This window comes from Pseudomonas endophytica, from assembly GCF_001411475.1.
Classification (GTDB): Bacteria; Pseudomonadota; Gammaproteobacteria; order Pseudomonadales; family Pseudomonadaceae; genus Aquipseudomonas; species Aquipseudomonas endophytica.
The window spans coordinates 1-16,229 of record NZ_LLWH01000238.1 but is presented as its reverse complement, the minus strand read 5'-3'; the positions used below and the strand labels follow the sequence as shown (position 1 = coordinate 16,229).

General features: G+C 54.9%; 10 protein-coding genes and 1 pseudogene. 6 read left to right on the top strand and 5 right to left on the bottom strand.

All coding sequences use genetic code 11. The annotated features are described in order from the left end of the window. The 3 genes from AQS70_RS22765 to AQS70_RS22755 all read right to left on the bottom strand — a co-directional run. On the bottom strand, positions 1-763 hold a 763-nt coding region (locus AQS70_RS22765), incomplete at its 3' end, for an AGE family epimerase/isomerase (RefSeq protein ID WP_187331839.1). A 110-nt stretch (positions 764-873) separates the two neighbouring features. Then, complete coding sequence (locus tag AQS70_RS22760; protein ID WP_055104993.1) at positions 874-1,737, bottom strand: LysR family transcriptional regulator; 864 nt, start codon at positions 1,735-1,737, stop codon at positions 874-876. Between the two features lie 124 nt (positions 1,738-1,861). Continuing rightward, entirely contained in the window at positions 1,862-4,294 is a 2,433-nt protein-coding gene (locus AQS70_RS22755) for a TonB-dependent siderophore receptor (RefSeq protein ID WP_055104992.1), read from the bottom strand. A gap of 148 nt (positions 4,295-4,442) precedes the next feature. Between AQS70_RS22755 and AQS70_RS23515 the strand changes: the two are divergent. Beyond that, a pseudogene (locus AQS70_RS23515) lies at positions 4,443-4,547 on the top strand (pirin-like C-terminal cupin domain-containing protein); the annotation flags it as partial. Positions 4,548-4,710: 163 nt separating this feature from the next. On the opposite strand, the gene AQS70_RS22750 reads toward AQS70_RS23515, so the two are convergent. Beyond that, positions 4,711-8,007 (bottom strand): bifunctional diguanylate cyclase/phosphodiesterase, encoded by a 3,297-nt coding sequence (locus AQS70_RS22750; RefSeq protein ID WP_082428183.1) that lies wholly within the window; start codon positions 8,005-8,007, stop codon positions 4,711-4,713. Positions 8,008-8,064: 57 nt separating this feature from the next. Next, positions 8,065-8,958 carry a LysR family transcriptional regulator gene (locus AQS70_RS22745; protein WP_055104991.1) on the bottom strand — a complete coding sequence of 298 codons (894 nt, stop codon included), beginning with the start codon at positions 8,956-8,958 and terminating at the stop codon, positions 8,065-8,067. A 132-nt stretch (positions 8,959-9,090) separates the two neighbouring features. Here AQS70_RS22745 and leuC point away from each other — a divergent pair, with 132 nt between their 5' ends. The 5 genes from leuC to AQS70_RS22720 form a co-directional block, all read left to right on the top strand. Continuing rightward, complete coding sequence (gene leuC, locus AQS70_RS22740; protein ID WP_055104990.1) at positions 9,091-10,509, top strand: 3-isopropylmalate dehydratase large subunit; 1,419 nt, start codon at positions 9,091-9,093, stop codon at positions 10,507-10,509. 10 nt (positions 10,510-10,519) lie between these two features. After that, positions 10,520-11,164 carry a 3-isopropylmalate dehydratase small subunit gene (gene leuD / locus AQS70_RS22735; RefSeq protein ID WP_055104989.1) on the top strand — a complete coding sequence of 215 codons (645 nt, stop codon included), beginning with the start codon at positions 10,520-10,522 and terminating at the stop codon, positions 11,162-11,164. Positions 11,165-11,298: 134 nt separating this feature from the next. Beyond that, positions 11,299-12,381 (top strand): 3-isopropylmalate dehydrogenase, encoded by a 1,083-nt coding sequence (gene leuB, locus AQS70_RS22730; RefSeq protein WP_055104988.1) that lies wholly within the window; start codon positions 11,299-11,301, stop codon positions 12,379-12,381. Positions 12,382-12,449: 68 nt separating this feature from the next. Then, the gene (gene asd, locus AQS70_RS22725) at positions 12,450-13,562 is read left to right on the top strand and encodes an aspartate-semialdehyde dehydrogenase (RefSeq protein WP_055104987.1); all 1,113 of its coding nucleotides are present in this window, start codon (positions 12,450-12,452) and stop codon (positions 13,560-13,562) included. Positions 13,563-13,755: 193 nt separating this feature from the next. Next, positions 13,756-16,229 (top strand): dermonecrotic toxin domain-containing protein (locus AQS70_RS22720; protein ID WP_338152645.1); only part of this gene is annotated, 2,474 nt, incomplete at its 3' end.

Sequence of the window (16,229 nt, the reverse complement as noted above, 5' to 3'; positions counted from 1 at the left end):
GGCCCGGTGTTTTGCCAAAAGGTCTGAAAGGGTCGGTCGGGTTATCACGGTTGTAGTCGGGCAGTGGTTGCCATTGGTCATCGAAGTGCTCAATGGGCAAGTAATTTGACTGAGCGGCATGCTGATGAATGACCCGCTCGGCTATACGCAATGCTCGATCGAGCCACAGATCTTCATCAAGCACATCGGCCAGCGCCAAAAAAGTTTCGGTGCCATGCATATTGCTGTTAGCCCCGCGATACGGCTCGCCGTCACTCCAGTCCTCGGCAAAACTTTCGAGCAACGCGCCTTCTTCTTCGCTCCAGAAGTGGCGCTCAAGCACACCCACTGCTTCAGCCAGCAACTCAGCGCTGCCTAAACGTCCGGCCACCACGGCCGAACTCGCGGCCAAGGCAACAAATGCATGCAGATAGGCGTCTTTACGCCGATTGCCCTCTTGGGCGTCGGGGCTCGCGAACCAGCCGCCGTGTGCGGCATCGCGCAACGGGCCTGCCAAAGCCTGCAGGCCATGGTCAATCAACGGCGTACAGCCTGGCAGGCCTTGAATATGTGCGAGGGAGAAGCTATGAACCATGCGCGCGGTGGTCACCGTGTCGGCAAGCGCATCGTCTGGGCGTTTACCCCATCGGTCGAGGCAGGCAAAACCCATGGGCACACGCGCTGCCTTGGCGAAATCCACCAGCGTTTGCCCTTGGTCGTGGAGCCACTTTAAATGTGAGGCAGAGGTCAGCCAGCTTTCGTGGATACGCGTGGGGTGAGTCATGTGCCACCTGTGAGGTTCTTATTATTGAGCGCTCGCAGATTAAGGGATTGGCGCCAAAGCTGAAAGCTTTCATCCGCCACACACTGCCCGCATGCCCTAAGGCGCAGACGCTATATCTCTGGGACCCAGCGTTGGGACCAATCGCCATCTTCTTTGACCAAATCGCGTAACAGTTCGATGGCGTGTTGCAAGGCTGGGCTGTCGCGCTCGCGTGAGTACACCAAGTAGGTCGGATAACTGAATTCGGGCGCTTTGGGGACACGTTCTAGGGCGCCGCTGTCTAGGTAACTCTTGACCACGCGGGTGCGGAAGTAGCCGCTGCCACCGTTTTCCAAAATGAAATGCAAGGCCACCGGCCCCAAGTTAAAACTGATCGGCGCCCGAGCTTTGTCAGGCAGTGCGGCGTCATGCTGGCGGCGGAAGTCTTCGCCCCAATCCACGTACACATAAGGTTCGGGCAGGGCGGGACGGCGAATTTGAATCAGCTTTTCTTCCAGTAGCTGTTCAACCTGTATCCCCGGCCAGTACGCGGGCTGAAAAACCAGCGCGGCATCTAAAAGGCCCATTTCTATTTGGCGCAATAAAAACTCGCAATCACGGATTTGAATCCGCAAAGCGTGTTGGGTGAGGTGTTCGCGCAAGCGCTTGGCCCAGCTCAAAATCAGCGGGTTGCAGAGGCTGACTTCACCGCCGATGTGGAGCATTTTGTGCAGGCCCACGGGGCGTGGTACGTCACGGCGCGCGGCCTCCCAGGTTTGCATCAACTGGTTGGCATACACTACAAAAGCCTCGCCATCGGAGGTCAGCTTGGCACCGGCGCGGTTGCGCACAAATAGCTTGGTGTCGAGCAAACTCTCGAGCTTTTGCACCCGTGCTGTCACCGCCGTTTGGGTGATACAGAGTTTGTCTGCCGCCGCCGCTAGGCTGCCGCAGCGAACGATTTCGAGGAAGGTTCGGGCCAGGTCGAGGTCCATGATCGCGCCAGTGAGCAAGGGAGCGCACAGTGTAAGGGCATTGCACAAAAAACACAGGGACGCTGTTAACGCCGCAGGCTGCGATCTTTAAACGATCTAAAGATCGCAGCCTGCGGGTCGAGGTTTAGAAGGTGTATTTTGTGGTCAGCGACAGGCTACGCGGCTCACCGTAGTAAACGGTGCCGAAGTTACCTAGACCCGACAGATACTTTTTATCGAACACGTTGTTGGCGTTGAGGTTGAACGTCAGGTGTTCATTGTACTCGTAGCGGGTCATCAGATTAACCAGCGCGTAGCTGTTCTGTTCGATGATGTCGTAGTCGCCCTTGGGGTCGTTCCAGATCCGACCGTAGAACGGGCTCTGCCAGTTCACGCCACCCCCCACCGTGACTTTATTCAATGCCCCCGGCAGGCGATACGTGGTGAACACCCGAGCTACGTTTTCAGGTTTAGTGGTTTCTAGCGGGTAACCATATAAGCGCTCGCCGTCATCGGTTTTGGTTTGCGCGTAGGTGTAGCCAGCCATGACGTTCCAATCGGGCTTCAGCTCACCGGCCAGTTCGAACTCAATACCTTTGGTCTTGGCGCCGTCAACGGACTGGTAGAAGTCCCGGCCGGTTTGCGCATCAGTCCCCGCATAGATCGGCAGTTTCTTCTGTTCTGTGCGAAACACCGCCACGCTCGCATTCAAGCGGCCGTCAAAGTATTCGCCTTTGAGACCCATCTCGTAACTGTTGCCTTCAGTTGGCGGCAGCGTGGTGTTGGACTGGCTCCTCTCGGTTACCGGTTTGTAAATCGAGGCATAGCTGGCATAGGTCGAGTAAGTGTCGTTCAGGTCATACACCACGCCTGCATACGGTGTGACTCTGCCGTGCTGTTTGGAGGTGGTTTTGTTGTCGCTGAACGTAGAGGATTGCACGTAATAGGTGTAGGTGTCGTTGTATTGGAAGTCGCTAATCCGGCTGCCAAGGATGACCGACAGATCATCAGTAGGCTTTAAACGTGTCGCGATGTAAGCACTGTTCTGATTAGTGTTGCGCTCGTACTTGCCGTTTTTCGGGAAGTCCGGTTTTGGATAATGGCCGTTCCAGTCAAAGATGCTGCCTGGCACCTCACCGAATTGGCTCCCGTCAAAGGTTGCACCGGTTTGGCGTGAAGACTGCGATGTTGCCCCTACGACCAGTTCATGCTCGCGTCCAAACAGCGTGAAGGGGCCAGTCGCATTAATGTCAGCAGTGTTCTGGACACGATGACCTTCCCACTTGCCCCAGTAGAAGAACATCCCTTCGCCGGTCACTGGATCGGGCGTTCCACCACTGGCCGAACCCAGCTGGGTATCGTGATCGTTGGTTTGTTGGGTCAAGCTGCCTTTGACTTTCCAGTCGTTGGCCAAACGGTGTTCGAGCGAGGCGAAGGTAGTTTTTGCGACGACATCGCGACGGCTCCAATCGGTGGCCGGGTTGAATGAGCGGCTGAAGTCGGTCTTGCTGTAGTCAGAGAAGTAGTAGGGGTTACCGGTCCAAGACGAGCCGCGTGGCTTGATTTTTTGGTAGTCCATGCCAAAGGTAAACAGCGTATCGGGCGTAAGATCGGCCTCGATGATGCCGTAGAACACATCATTTTTCTTTGAGTAATGATCTCGGTACGAGTCTGCTTCTTGATAGACGCCCACTACGCGTCCCCGTACGCTGCCATCCTCAGTCAATGGGCCGGAGATGTCGGCCTCAGTGCGATAGTCATCCCATGAACCAACGCTGCCGCTGACCGACGCCTTGAAGTCCCGGGTCGGTTTTTTACGAATCAGATTGACGGTCGCAGACGGGTCCCCCGAGCTGGACAACAGGCCCGTCGCACCTTTCACAATATCGACGCGGTCATACAACGCCATATCGACCTTGGTCGCGCCCTCATCGAATACTCCGTCGTACTGGGTATTAACCCCGTCGTACTGAAAATTGGTGATGGCGTAACCGCGAGCCGAATATTCCATGCGGTCACTGTCGTAAGCTTGAGTCGAGATGCCCGGCGCATTACGCAAGACATCACCAATGCTCTGAGCCGCTTGGTCGTTCATCAACTGGCGGGTGATCACGGTCACGGTCTGCGGCGTTTCGCGAACCGACAGCGCCAGCTTGGTCGAACTGGCGGTGGCGCCGGTAGTGTAGGAGCCCGAGTCTTCTGTGATCAGCGAGTTGCCCAGGTCTTTACCGGAAATTGTCGTAGCCCCCAGCTCCAAGCCTGTGCCTTGGTGCGGATTGATAATCACGGTGTTGCCGTTGAACTGATAGGAAATTCCACTGCCTTGCAACAGCACTTCTAACGCTTTAATGGGCTCCAGTGAGCCGGACACAGCCTGCGATTTGATCCCTTGCACCTGATCCGGGTTGTACAGGACTTGCAGGTTGGCTTGTTTACCAAACTCGTTCAGAGCGCTGGCCAGTGATTGTGCTGGAATATTCACCGCCACCGCAGCGGCCTGAATCAAAGAGGAGCCGAATATAAGCGATGCTGCAAAGGCGCTGGACAACAGGGTGCGGCTCAGGTTGGGTCGTTGCATGTCTTGCCGAGGCTCCGTGCGAAAATTCTATTTTTTTAATAGGAATAATTATTAGACGCAGCAGGTTTTAGAAACCGGATGGAAGTGGGTGAAATAAATTCGATAGGTAGGATTGCGCAGGAGAAGAGCGATTAATTGTTCTAAAAAAAGATTGCTGATGCTGAGCGGTGAGTTGATCGACAAGCCAATCGTTGGGCATGGTCCGTTTGTGATGAACACCGAGGTTGAAATTCACCAAGCCAAAGCTGGCTGATGTTAAAGATCAAAAGATCGCAGCCTGCGCCAGCTCCTACGCGAGCAGGAGCAGCGGATATGACATTTAAAAAATCACAAAGCCGACCTGAAGGAGCTGCCGAGGTAGGATGGCTGCGATCTTCTGCTTTTGAAGATCAAAAGATCGCAGCCTGCGGCAGCTTCTACGGTTGCTTCTCGGTTTTCTGTAATAGCTCACGAAACTGTGCCAATGGCACGGGCCGGCTGTGTAGATAACCTTGGTACAAATGGCAGTCCAAGGTTTGCAAAAATTTCAACTGCGCTAAAAGCTCAACACCTTCGGCCACGACGGTCAGTCCTAAGCTATGGGCCATAGCGGCGATTGCACGAATGATTTCAGCATCGTTGGGGTCGTGAATGGCATCGCGTACAAATGACTGGTCGATTTTTAAGGTATCGACCGGCAAGCGTTTAAGGTGGGTCAGGGACGAGTAACCCGTGCCGAAATCATCCATAGCAAAGCTGACACCCAAAGCGATCAACTGATGCATTTTGTCGATGGTGTCTTCCATGTTTTGAATCACGATACCTTCGGTGACCTCAAGCTTGAGCATTGAGTAAGGCAGATGATGATTCAGCAGGCTGCGTTGGACTCGTTCAACGAAATCGCTTTGCAAAAACTGCCGCGGGCTGATGTTAACGCATAGGCTGAATTCATTAGGGTCGAGCAGACCTTCAGTGAGCAGTTCGCTGAAAGAGCGGCAGGCTTCATCGAGAATCCAAGTACCCACTTCCAGAATCAAGCCGCTGTCTTCGAGGATCTTAATAAATTCGCTAGGCGACTGAGCCCCTTGCTCTGGGTGCCGCCAGCGCAGCAATGCCTCGGCGCCAATGATACGGTTGCTACGGGCATCGACTTGCGGCTGAAAGTGCAGGTTGAACTCATTGCGTGCCAGCGCCAGACGCAAATCGCTTTCCATGCGCATGCGTTGGCTGGCCGCTGTCTGCATGTCAAAGTGAAACAATTGCGTGGTGTTGCGCCCGGCATCCTTAGCCCGGTACAGCGCAATATCGGCGCGCTTGAGCAAGTCGGCAGGGTTTGAGCCGTGATCAGGTATCAGCGCGATGCCAATGCTTGGGGTGACTTGCAGGCGCTGGCCATCGAGAAACATCGGTTCGGCTAACAATTGGCGAATGGTGTCCGCGATATGGCACACCGAGTCCGTGACCTTTTTCAGCGAACCTTTGAGCCCGGTCAGTAACACCACAAACTCATCGCCGCCAAGCCTGGCCACGGTGTCTTCGCTGCGCACACTGACCTCTAGGCGCGCCGTGATAATGCGCAGTACCGAGTCGCCTACGGGGTGACCAAGCGAATCGTTGATGTGCTTGAAGTGGTCCAAGTCTAAAAACAACAGTGCGCCGCGCAAGTCATGCCGTTTGAGTAGCGAGGTTTGCTGACTTAAGCGATCCATCAGCAGGGCGCGGTTCGGCAGGTTGGTCAAAGGATCGTGGTAAGCCAAGTGCCTGACTTGAGCCTGAGCGGCTTTCAGCTGGCTGATATCGCGAGCGGTCAGCAGCAGGCAGGGCGTGTCGTTGAGGGTGATCAACTCAATCGAAATTTCAACCGTGAGCAGCTTCCCGCTTTTCGAGCGCCCCAGTACTTCGTGATTACTGATACGGCCTTTGTCGCGCAATACATCGAGTAATTCTTGACGCTTCGATATATCCCCCCAAATCCCTAGTTCATAAGGGCTGCGGCCGATTACTTCATCGCTGCTGTAGCCGGTCAGACGGGTGAAGCCGTCATTGACCTCTAAATAGCAGCCGCTGGCGAGCTCGCTAATGGTGATTGCATCCGGGCTTGAGTGGAAAGCCTTGGCGAATTTTTCTTCACTGGTTTTAAGTGCCGCTTCGGCGCGCTGCTGTTGGGTGATGTCGCGCAGGGTCGTGACGATGCAAGGCTGGCCATCGACCTCAATATGGCGGCTGGACATCACACAGGTCAGCGGATCGCCATTTTTGTGATGCAAGGTCAGCGCAGTATTGTTTTGCGCCGGTGCGCGGATAACGCTTTGTAACTGACGCAAGTTAAGCGCGCTGGTCTCCGTTAAAGCGCTATTACAGTCGCTGCTTTCTTGTAGGTCGGTTACCGTCCAGCCAAAGGTCTGGTTGAAACTGGTATTGATTTCAATGAAATGCGCGCTGTCAGCTTGCATCACACAAATGGGGTCGGGGCTGGTGAGGAACACACTGGCGAACTTTTCTTCAGAGGCGCTCAGGCGTTGTTCACGCTCCACTTGATCGGTGATGTCGAGCAAGGTCCCGGCCATGCGTAGCGGATTGCCAGCAGCGTCGCGATACAGTCGGGCACGGCTTTCAAGGTAGCGCGAGGTGTCGTTTGCCAGTGGCACGCGATAGGTCAGTTGGTAATTGCCGGCTGGGCCTTCGCGTAATGAGCGGTAGGCGTTGCGCATGTTGAAGCGCTCTTCTTGCGGCACGCCGTCAAAAAAAGCATCGAATGATTCATTGAAAGGCTCGGCAGGCAAACCGTGCAGTTGTGCGGCCCGGGCTGAGCCATAAAGGCGACCACTGGGGATGTGCCAGTCCCACGTGCCCAACTGCGCAGAGTCGAGTGCCAGATCCAGTCGCTCCTGGCTGTCGATAAGCGCTTGCTCGGCTTCTTTGCGGATACGGTTGTCGACAAAGGTGCTGATCAGGTACGCCTCACCTTCGAGTTCGACCTTTTGCGCACTGAGAATGCCGTCGTGACCTTGGCCGTGTCGGTCCAGCAGTTGCACTTCCATGTAGATCGGGGCGTTGTGTTCGTTAACCGCATTGGTGAACTGCAGGCGTTGCGCTGGGACTGCCCACATCCCCAACTCAAGTGTGGTGCGGCCAATGGCCTCGCTGACTGACCAGCCCAACTGGGTTTCAAAGCTATGATTGGCTTCGCTAATCAGCCCGTCCTCAATACGCACCAGTAGCACCATATGTGCAGACAGTTGAAACAGGGTCGAAAAACGCTGCTCTGAACTGTTGAGAGCTTTCTGACGCTTTCGCTGTTGAGTGACGTCGCGCACCACCCCCATGATGCGAGGGTTGAGGTTCTGCTCAGGGATCTGGTTTCCATGGATTTCAAGCCAGTGCAGGCTACCGTCAGGCCAGCGCACCCGATAATGAATGGGGTTGTGTAACGACTTGCCTTCGATAATTGCTTCAAAGTCACGCTGAGCTTTTGGCCAATCGTCAAAGGGTAGGGTATTTAATTGCGACAGGTTGCTAGGCATGGCTTGAGCGCAATCAAGCCCAAATAGCGCCTTTACACCATTCGACCAATGAAGCTCGCCACTGTCCAGGTGCCAGCACCATGCGCCCAATTGCGCTGCACTCAGGGCGGCTAAAAGTTGGGTCGCGCTCAACGGATCATTTTCTAGTGCTGAGCGGTCGGTTTCTGGCGCATCTGGAACAGGTTGCACAGCGTCGGTGGTGTTTGCCATTAACTGCATTCCTTTGGCTGAAAATCTTGAATCCGATCCATACCTGACCCGATATTTTCAGGAGTGCTCAGTGTGCAGGGTGTCGACGTGGGCATCCAGTAGCGTCATGAAAGCGTGCGCGGCGTTCGATAACGTTCTTTCGGTATGTACGATATAGCCTAGCTGACGTGTCAGTTGTATGCCGGGCAGGGCAATCGACGCCACTTGCTCATCGAGCATGGTGCGCGGCAATACACTCCATGCCAAACCGATGGACACCATCATTTTGATTGTCTCAAGGTAGTTGGTGCTCATGGCAATGTTGGGGGTCAGGCCTTGACCTTCAAACAGGCGCTGAACGATGTGATGTGTGAAGGTGTTACCGCCTGGAAACACCGCCGGGTGATGCGCAATGTCCGCCAAGCTGACGCTGTTCTGGCGGGTAAGGCTGTGCTCAGGAGCCACCACGAAATCCAGCGGGTCGTCCCACACGGGCACTGCGCGAATCAGAGAATGAGGTTCTGGGGCCAAAGTGATGACGGCTAATTCCGCACGCCCATGCAGAATTTCTTCGTAGGCAACTTCTGAATCTAAGAACTGAATATCTAGCGCGACCTTGGGGTAGGTGCGCGTGAACTCACGTAGTAAAGGCGGCAGGCGATGCAAGCCAATGTGATGACTGGTGGCCAGGGTTAGGCGCCCACTTACCTCGCCATTCAAGTTATTGAGCGCTCGTCGGGTGTCATCTAGCACGTTGAGGATCTGGTAAGCGCGTGGCAGTAATGCCCGGCCCGCCTCGGTCAAACTGACTTCGCGCCCCAACCGATCAAACAGCCGTAGCTGCAGTTGCTGCTCAATGCTGGCGATTCGTTTGCTGATCGCTGGTTGGGTTAAAAACAACCGTTCGGCGGCGCCGGAGAAACTTCCGGTTTCTGCAATCGCGATGAAAGCGTTGAGATTCGCGAGATCCATCTATTCGAATTCCTTTTGGTTATCCAAAGCATAAAAAATATGAATTTGAGTTATTTACTGTAACGCCATAGCATCGACCTCACAAGCCAAGTGGTTATTGGCATAGAAAGAAGCTGATGAGGAAACCGTCTGATGGCCGGCAAAACGCTCTACGACAAGCTCTGGGATTCGCATTTGGTCAAACAGCGCGACGATGGTTCTGCGCTGATCTACATCGACCGTCACATCATTCACGAAGTGACCTCGCCGCAAGCCTTTGAAGGTCTGCGCCTGGCAGGGCGTAAGCCTTGGCGTATTGATGCCAACATCGCGACCCCGGATCACAACGTACCGACCACGCCAGAGCGCAAAGGTGGGATTGAAGCAATTGCCGACCAAGTCTCCCGTTTGCAAGTGCAAACCCTGGACGACAACTGCGACGAGTACGGCATTACCGAGTTCAAAATGAACGACGTCCGCCAAGGGATCGTGCACGTGATTGGCCCTGAGCAGGGCGCGACATTGCCGGGCATGACCGTGGTCTGCGGTGACTCGCACACCTCGACCCACGGCGCATTTGGTGCTTTGGCTCACGGTATCGGCACCTCTGAGGTTGAACACGTACTCGCTACGCAGTGCTTGGTCGCCAAAAAAATGAAAAACATGCTGGTGTCGGTTGAGGGGCAATTGCCGTTCGGCGTAACCGCCAAAGACATCGTTTTGGCCGTGATTGGCAAAATCGGCACCGCAGGCGGTAATGGCCACGCCATTGAGTTTGCCGGTAGCGCAATTCGCGACTTGTCGGTTGAAGGCCGTATGACCATTTGCAACATGTCGATTGAAGCCGGTGCCCGTGTGGGTCTGGTCGCGGCCGACGAAAAAACCGTGGCCTATGTTAAAGGTCGTCCGTTCGCCCCCCAAGGCGCCGAATGGGACTTAGCGGTAGAAGCGTGGAAAGATTTGGTTTCAGACTCCGATGCGCAGTTTGACACGGTGGTTAAACTCGACGCTGCGCAGATCAAGCCGCAAGTCAGCTGGGGCACTTCGCCAGAAATGGTCTTGGCCGTGGATCAGAACGTGCCGGACCCGGCGCAGGAAGCCGACTTGGTCAAGCGTGGCTCGATTGAGCGTGCGTTGAAGTACATGGGTTTGAGCGCCAACCAGGCGATCACCGATATTCAATTGGACCGTGTGTTCATTGGTTCTTGTACCAACTCGCGGATCGAAGATTTGCGCGCTGCGGCAGTGATTGCTAAAGGCCGCAAAGTGGCGTCGACCATTAAGCAAGCGATTGTGGTGCCGGGCTCAGGCTTGGTTAAAGCTCAGGCTGAGTCCGAGGGCTTGGACAAGATCTTTTTAGAAGCAGGATTTGAGTGGCGCGAGCCAGGTTGCTCGATGTGTCTGGCGATGAACCCAGACCGTTTGGAGTCGGGCGAGCATTGTGCCTCAACCTCAAACCGTAACTTTGAAGGGCGTCAGGGTGCCGGTGGTCGTACCCACTTGGTGAGCCCGGCCATGGCCGCCGCCGCCGCGGTAAATGGTCGTTTCGTCGACGTCCGTGAATTGATTTAAGGAGCCCCGCATGAAAGCTTTTACCCAGCACACAGGGCTTGTCGCACCTTTGGATCGCGCCAACGTCGACACCGATCAGATCATTCCTAAGCAGTTTTTGAAGTCGATCAAACGTACGGGCTTTGGCCCCAACCTGTTTGACGAGTGGCGCTACTTGGACGTTGGCCAGCCTTATCAGGACAACTCCAAACGCCCATTGAACAACGACTTTGTGCTCAACGCCGAGCGTTATCAAGGCGCCAGCGTGTTGCTGGCCCGCGAGAACTTCGGTTGTGGTTCGAGCCGTGAACACGCGCCGTGGGCATTGGAAGAGTACGGGTTTCGTAGCATCATCGCGCCGAGCTATGCCGATATCTTCTTTAACAACAGCTTCAAGAACGGTTTGTTGCCGATTATTTTGAGCGATGCCGAAGTGGACGAATTGTTCGCTCAGGTCGAAGCCGATCCGGGTTATCAACTCAATATCGACTTGCAAGCGCAGACTGTGACCCGTCCCGACGGCAAAGTGTTGAAGTTTGAGATCGACGCCTTTCGCAAGCACTGCCTGCTTAATGGGCTGGATGATATCGGTTTGACCTTGCAGGACAGCGACGCGATTGCGGCCTTTGAAAGCAAACACCGCGCCAGCCAACCTTGGTTGTTTCGCGACGCGTAAGCACTAAATCCGTTGGCTGCGATCTTTTTTAAAGATCAAAAGATCGCAGCCTGCGGCAGCTCCTACCGGGTTTAACGGTCAACATTTTCAGGGTGCGCCCGCGAGGCGCATTAACCGACAAGACAGAGGAACACATGAGCAAGCAGATTCTGATTCTCCCAGGCGACGGCATTGGCCCAGAAATCATGGCGCAAGCGGTTAAAGTGCTTGAGCTGGCTAATACCAAGTTTGCGCTCGACTTTGAGCTGACCCATGACGTGATCGGCGGCGCAGCCATCGACAAGCATGGCGTGCCGTTGGCGGACGAGACTCTGGAGCGTGCTCGTGGCGCAGACGCTGTTTTGTTGGGCGCTGTGGGTGGCCCGAAGTGGGATGCCATCGACCGTGACATTCGCCCAGAGCGCGGTTTGCTTAAAATCCGTTCGCAGCTGGGTCTGTTCGGTAACTTGCGCCCGGCGATTTTGTACCCGCAGCTGGCCGATGCGTCGAGCCTCAAGCCTGAAATCGTTGCTGGCCTAGATATCCTGATCGTTCGCGAGTTAACCGGCGGTATTTACTTCGGCGCGCCGCGTGGCACCCGTGAGTTAGAAAACGGCGAACGTCAGGCGTATGACACGCTGCCGTATAGCGAAAGTGAAATTCGCCGTATTGCCCGTGTGGGTTTTGACATGGCCCGTGTCCGTGGCAAAAAACTCTGCTCGGTCGACAAGGCCAACGTGTTGGCATCCAGCCAGCTGTGGCGTGAAGTGGTTGAGCAAGTGGCCAAGGACTACCCAGACGTTGAACTGAGCCACATGTACGTGGATAACGCGGCGATGCAGCTGGTGCGTGCACCTAAACAGTTTGACGTGATCGTGACCGATAACATGTTCGGCGACATCTTGTCTGACGAGGCGTCGATGCTCACAGGCTCGATCGGCATGTTGCCGTCGGCCTCGCTGGATGCCAACAACAAAGGCATGTACGAGCCATGCCACGGTTCGGCACCCGACATCGCTGGTAAAGGGGTTGCTAACCCATTGGCCACTATTTTGTCGGTCTCGATGATGCTGCGTTACAGCTTCAATCAGCAGGCTGCCGCAGACGCTATCGAACAGGCTGTGAGCCTGGTTCTGGATCAAGGGCTGCGTACAGGTGACATCTGGTCGACTGGTTGCACCAAGGTCGGTACACAGGAAATGGGCGATGCAGTAGTCGCGGCGCTACAGAATCTGTAATCTCTCGGGCCCGTTACTTCCTGTTGGTGGAAGTAACGACCCCACTTTTTGTTAAAGGTGTAGTTGCGATGAAACGTGTAGGTCTTGTCGGTTGGCGCGGTATGGTTGGTTCCGTGCTCATGCAGCGGATGCTGGAAGAGCAGGATTTTGATCTTATTGAGCCGGTGTTTTTCACTACCTCCAATGTTGGTGGGCAGGGTCCGTCCGTGGGCAAAGAAATTGCCCCGCTTAAGGATGCTTACAGCATTGAAGAGTTAAAAACCCTCGATGTGATTCTGACCTGCCAAGGCGGTGACTACACCAATGAGGTGTTTCCAAAGCTGCGTGATGCGGGTTGGCAGGGTTACTGGATTGATGCTGCGTCCAGTCTGCGCATGCAGGATGACGCGGTTATTGTTCTAGACCCGGTCAACCGCAAGGTCATCGACCAGCAGCTGGACGCGGGCACCAAGAACTACATCGGTGGTAATTGCACTGTCAGCCTGATGCTGATGGGCTTGGGCGGTTTGTTTGAGGCCGGTCTGGTTGAGTGGATGAGCGCCATGACGTATCAGGCGGCTTCCGGGGCCGGTGCGCAAAACATGCGTGAGCTGATCAAGCAAATGGGCGCCACCCACGCTGCGGTGGCTGAGCAACTGGCAGATCCGGCCAGTGCGATCCTCGACATTGATCGTCGTGTGGCCGAAGCCATGCGCAGTGACGCCTATCCGACCGAAAACTTCGGTGTGCCATTGGCGGGCAGTTTGATCCCGTGGATCGACAAAGAACTGCCAAACGGTCAAAGCCGCGAAGAATGGAAAGCCCAAGCCGAAACCAACAAGATTCTGGGCCGTTTCAAAAGCCCGGTTCCTGTGGATGGCATCTGCGTACGTATCGGTGCGATGCGTTGTCACAGCCAGGCGCTGACCATCAAGTTGAACAAAGATGTGCCGATTGCCGACATCGAAGGGCTTATCAGTCAGCACAACCCTTGGGTCAAGCTGGTGCCGAATCAGCGTGAAATAAGCATGCAAGAGCTGAGTCCTACCAAGGTGACTGGCACTCTGAATGTCCCGGTGGGTCGTTTGCGCAAACTGAACATGGGTTCGCAGTTCCTAGGTGCATTCACCGTGGGCGACCAGTTGTTGTGGGGTGCGGCTGAGCCGTTGCGCCGCATGCTGCGGATTCTGCTAGAGCGTTGATTCGTTGATGTAGTACAAAAAACCGTGCTTTGTGCAAACAAGCACGGTTTTTTTGTGCGTGCCGTTGCATCGCTACCAATGCTGTCTCAGCCGTGCCATGACGGATATATCCATCTAATACCTTGCCTCGCAGCGTCCGGGCGTAAATGCGTGATCGGTTACACGATTGATCACCATTTAACGAGGATTTTGTATGTCAACTCTCATTCCGGCTCTTACATCCGCTTCAACGGTAAATGCTGTCAGGGCACAGTTTGCCAGTCGTCCGACCTTGGAAGGTGTCACCCGGCAACTGCTTGCTGCGGCTTTATCCCAAACTTACCCCACCCTAAAAATTGACTTGTCGCGTACCCGGCTGGCCGTGCCCGTGGCGGGCGGTGGCTGGGGATTGCAGCCATTCGTGGCACGGGTTATGGATTATCTGGCCAACGACAATGCATTGAATGTCGAGATGATCAATGGTCAGTCCTATTATCTATGCGATGACGCGCCCAATTGGCTGGAGCCTGATCTGCTTGATATGAAGGTTATTGAGACCCTAGTAAGGGACTTGACCTGGACGGTGCCCATCGGCTTTCAAGATGCTCTGGCTGAATATTGGTCCGGCCAGGCAGATACGGGTGTCAGCCGTTGGCGCTGGTTCAGCGATGTGCTCAAGGATGCTCTGAGCATCGCTTTGATCCGTCAAGAAGGTCTGAGTGACTTGGCTCGTGAAACCGTGAACCAAGTGATTTTATGTCCTGATCGAGAAGGGCGAATAATCCAATACGGTGAAAACTGCACACATGTTTATTGCCTGGAATACACCCTCATTGGTGCGCAACTCAGAAGTGCCCGGCTGTCTTCATCCATCGCGCTGGTACGCCCCAGCCTGGTTCTTTTATGTCAACCCAATGGCACCATCAAACCTTTTCCCACCGTCGACGCGCTCATCGAATACGGTGGGCAGCGCATGAGGTCAGCCTATTTGGCTGATGAAGTCCGTATCAAGCGTTACGAGCTTGAAGGCAATGTTTTTGACGTTCAATCCGCGATCATACTGGGTAGGCAACTGGAGAGCCTCGGAGCACTGAAATTGCCTTCGCGCGTTGGAGTTGAGGCGTTGCAAACAGTGTGTCTTGGCCTCAGTGATCCTGCGCAGTACATGCTCAAAGTGTCAGCAAAGGATGCCCCCGGGGTCGGAACACTCAAAGCTCAATTGCCTGATTGGTTGAGGCAGGCATCTGCTGCCGACCAGGCCCAGTACCGCCAGTACAGCTTGGCCCTGGCTCGTGCCAAGAAAAGCAGCCAGGGCCGAACCTTCCTTAGCGGTATTGCAGATATTCGCTCATTCGCTGCCGATGTCTTGACGCGGCAAATGCAGCTTGACCAGAAGCGTCTGGAGCCTGACTCATCCCGTCATGACTCTGTCGAAGCGTTTAACCCTGATCATATAGAGTTGACATTCTTTTCCGCAGCTGGCTTCCCCAATGCGATCCCCGTCACCGAAAAGGTGGTCATGAGCCTGACCGATCTTGCTCTGAAAAATCTGGTGGGGCGGCCGCAGGGGGTGTTGAGCCTGAAGCATGTACACGCAATGGCATTGCCTGTTTGGCTGACGCCCTCTTACATCACAAGTAGCAGTGGCCTGATTGAACGGGCGAACATCGGCAAGGTATATCCAGAGAGGCTCCAGAGTTTATTGTTGGGCGCCACGAGTGATGTGCTCATGCGTGAGCAACTGTTCGCTGACCAAATCAGTGCGTATTTGCCCTTGCAGGCGCTGGAACTCAGTCTCAAGAAAGAAAACGGCCTTACTCCACGTGGTGCACGCTACGTAGCAGCCTTGATGCAGAACAATACTGTCGACCGTCAGGTCGATGGTGCACCGGTGGTCATTCGGCATCTGGCAATGGTACGCAAGTCTGGCGCAGCCCCGGATGTGGTCAACAATATGTTCATCATTGAACAAGATGATATGAGTGTCGGCCCGCACCTGCTATACCGGCCGTTCTACCATCAATCGCTGCATGAGTTTCCCACCCGTGCCGCACTTCTGGAGGCTATTGCCCGGCCGGGAGAGCTGCAAATTAGTGTCCTAGTCTGGTTGAACAATGCCGCCCGCCCGATATACGACAACGGCGGTTTTCAGGAACCCCATTTCGTGCGTTTTGGGCTGGGTAGCGAGTTCGCGCCTATAGAAGTGCCACTGCCTGCCACGCTGTCCGTCGATGGTAACAGCGACGAGTTGTTGCAATATTTGCATAACGGCAAGTTATTGCAGTTTCTGTATAACAGTAATGCCAGTGCGCTGGTGAGTCAGGCCGAAAGTGACTCTGTATCCAACACCGAGAGTCGCTGGGAGGTGTTGCGTGAACGAACCAATCTGATTTTCAACCTCGTGTTGCTGCCTTTTTTGAGTGTTCCCACGATGCTCACTGTAGGGTTATCCGTCATGATGCTGGCAGCCATCAAGGACATTCCGGCACTCAACAGTGAAGATCCGATCACTCGCGAACTCGGATTGGTCGATCTACTGCTTAATCTGGTCATGGTGTTGTTTCCACCCTCTGCGTCGGCTCCAGCGCGCCCATCGTTGGCCTATGGCGTCAGGCAGCAGGTTGTGAAACCTAGGGCGCCTGCGCGCAGTGCTGAGCGGTGGCCAGAGCTGCCGTCTGCGCAAGTGAG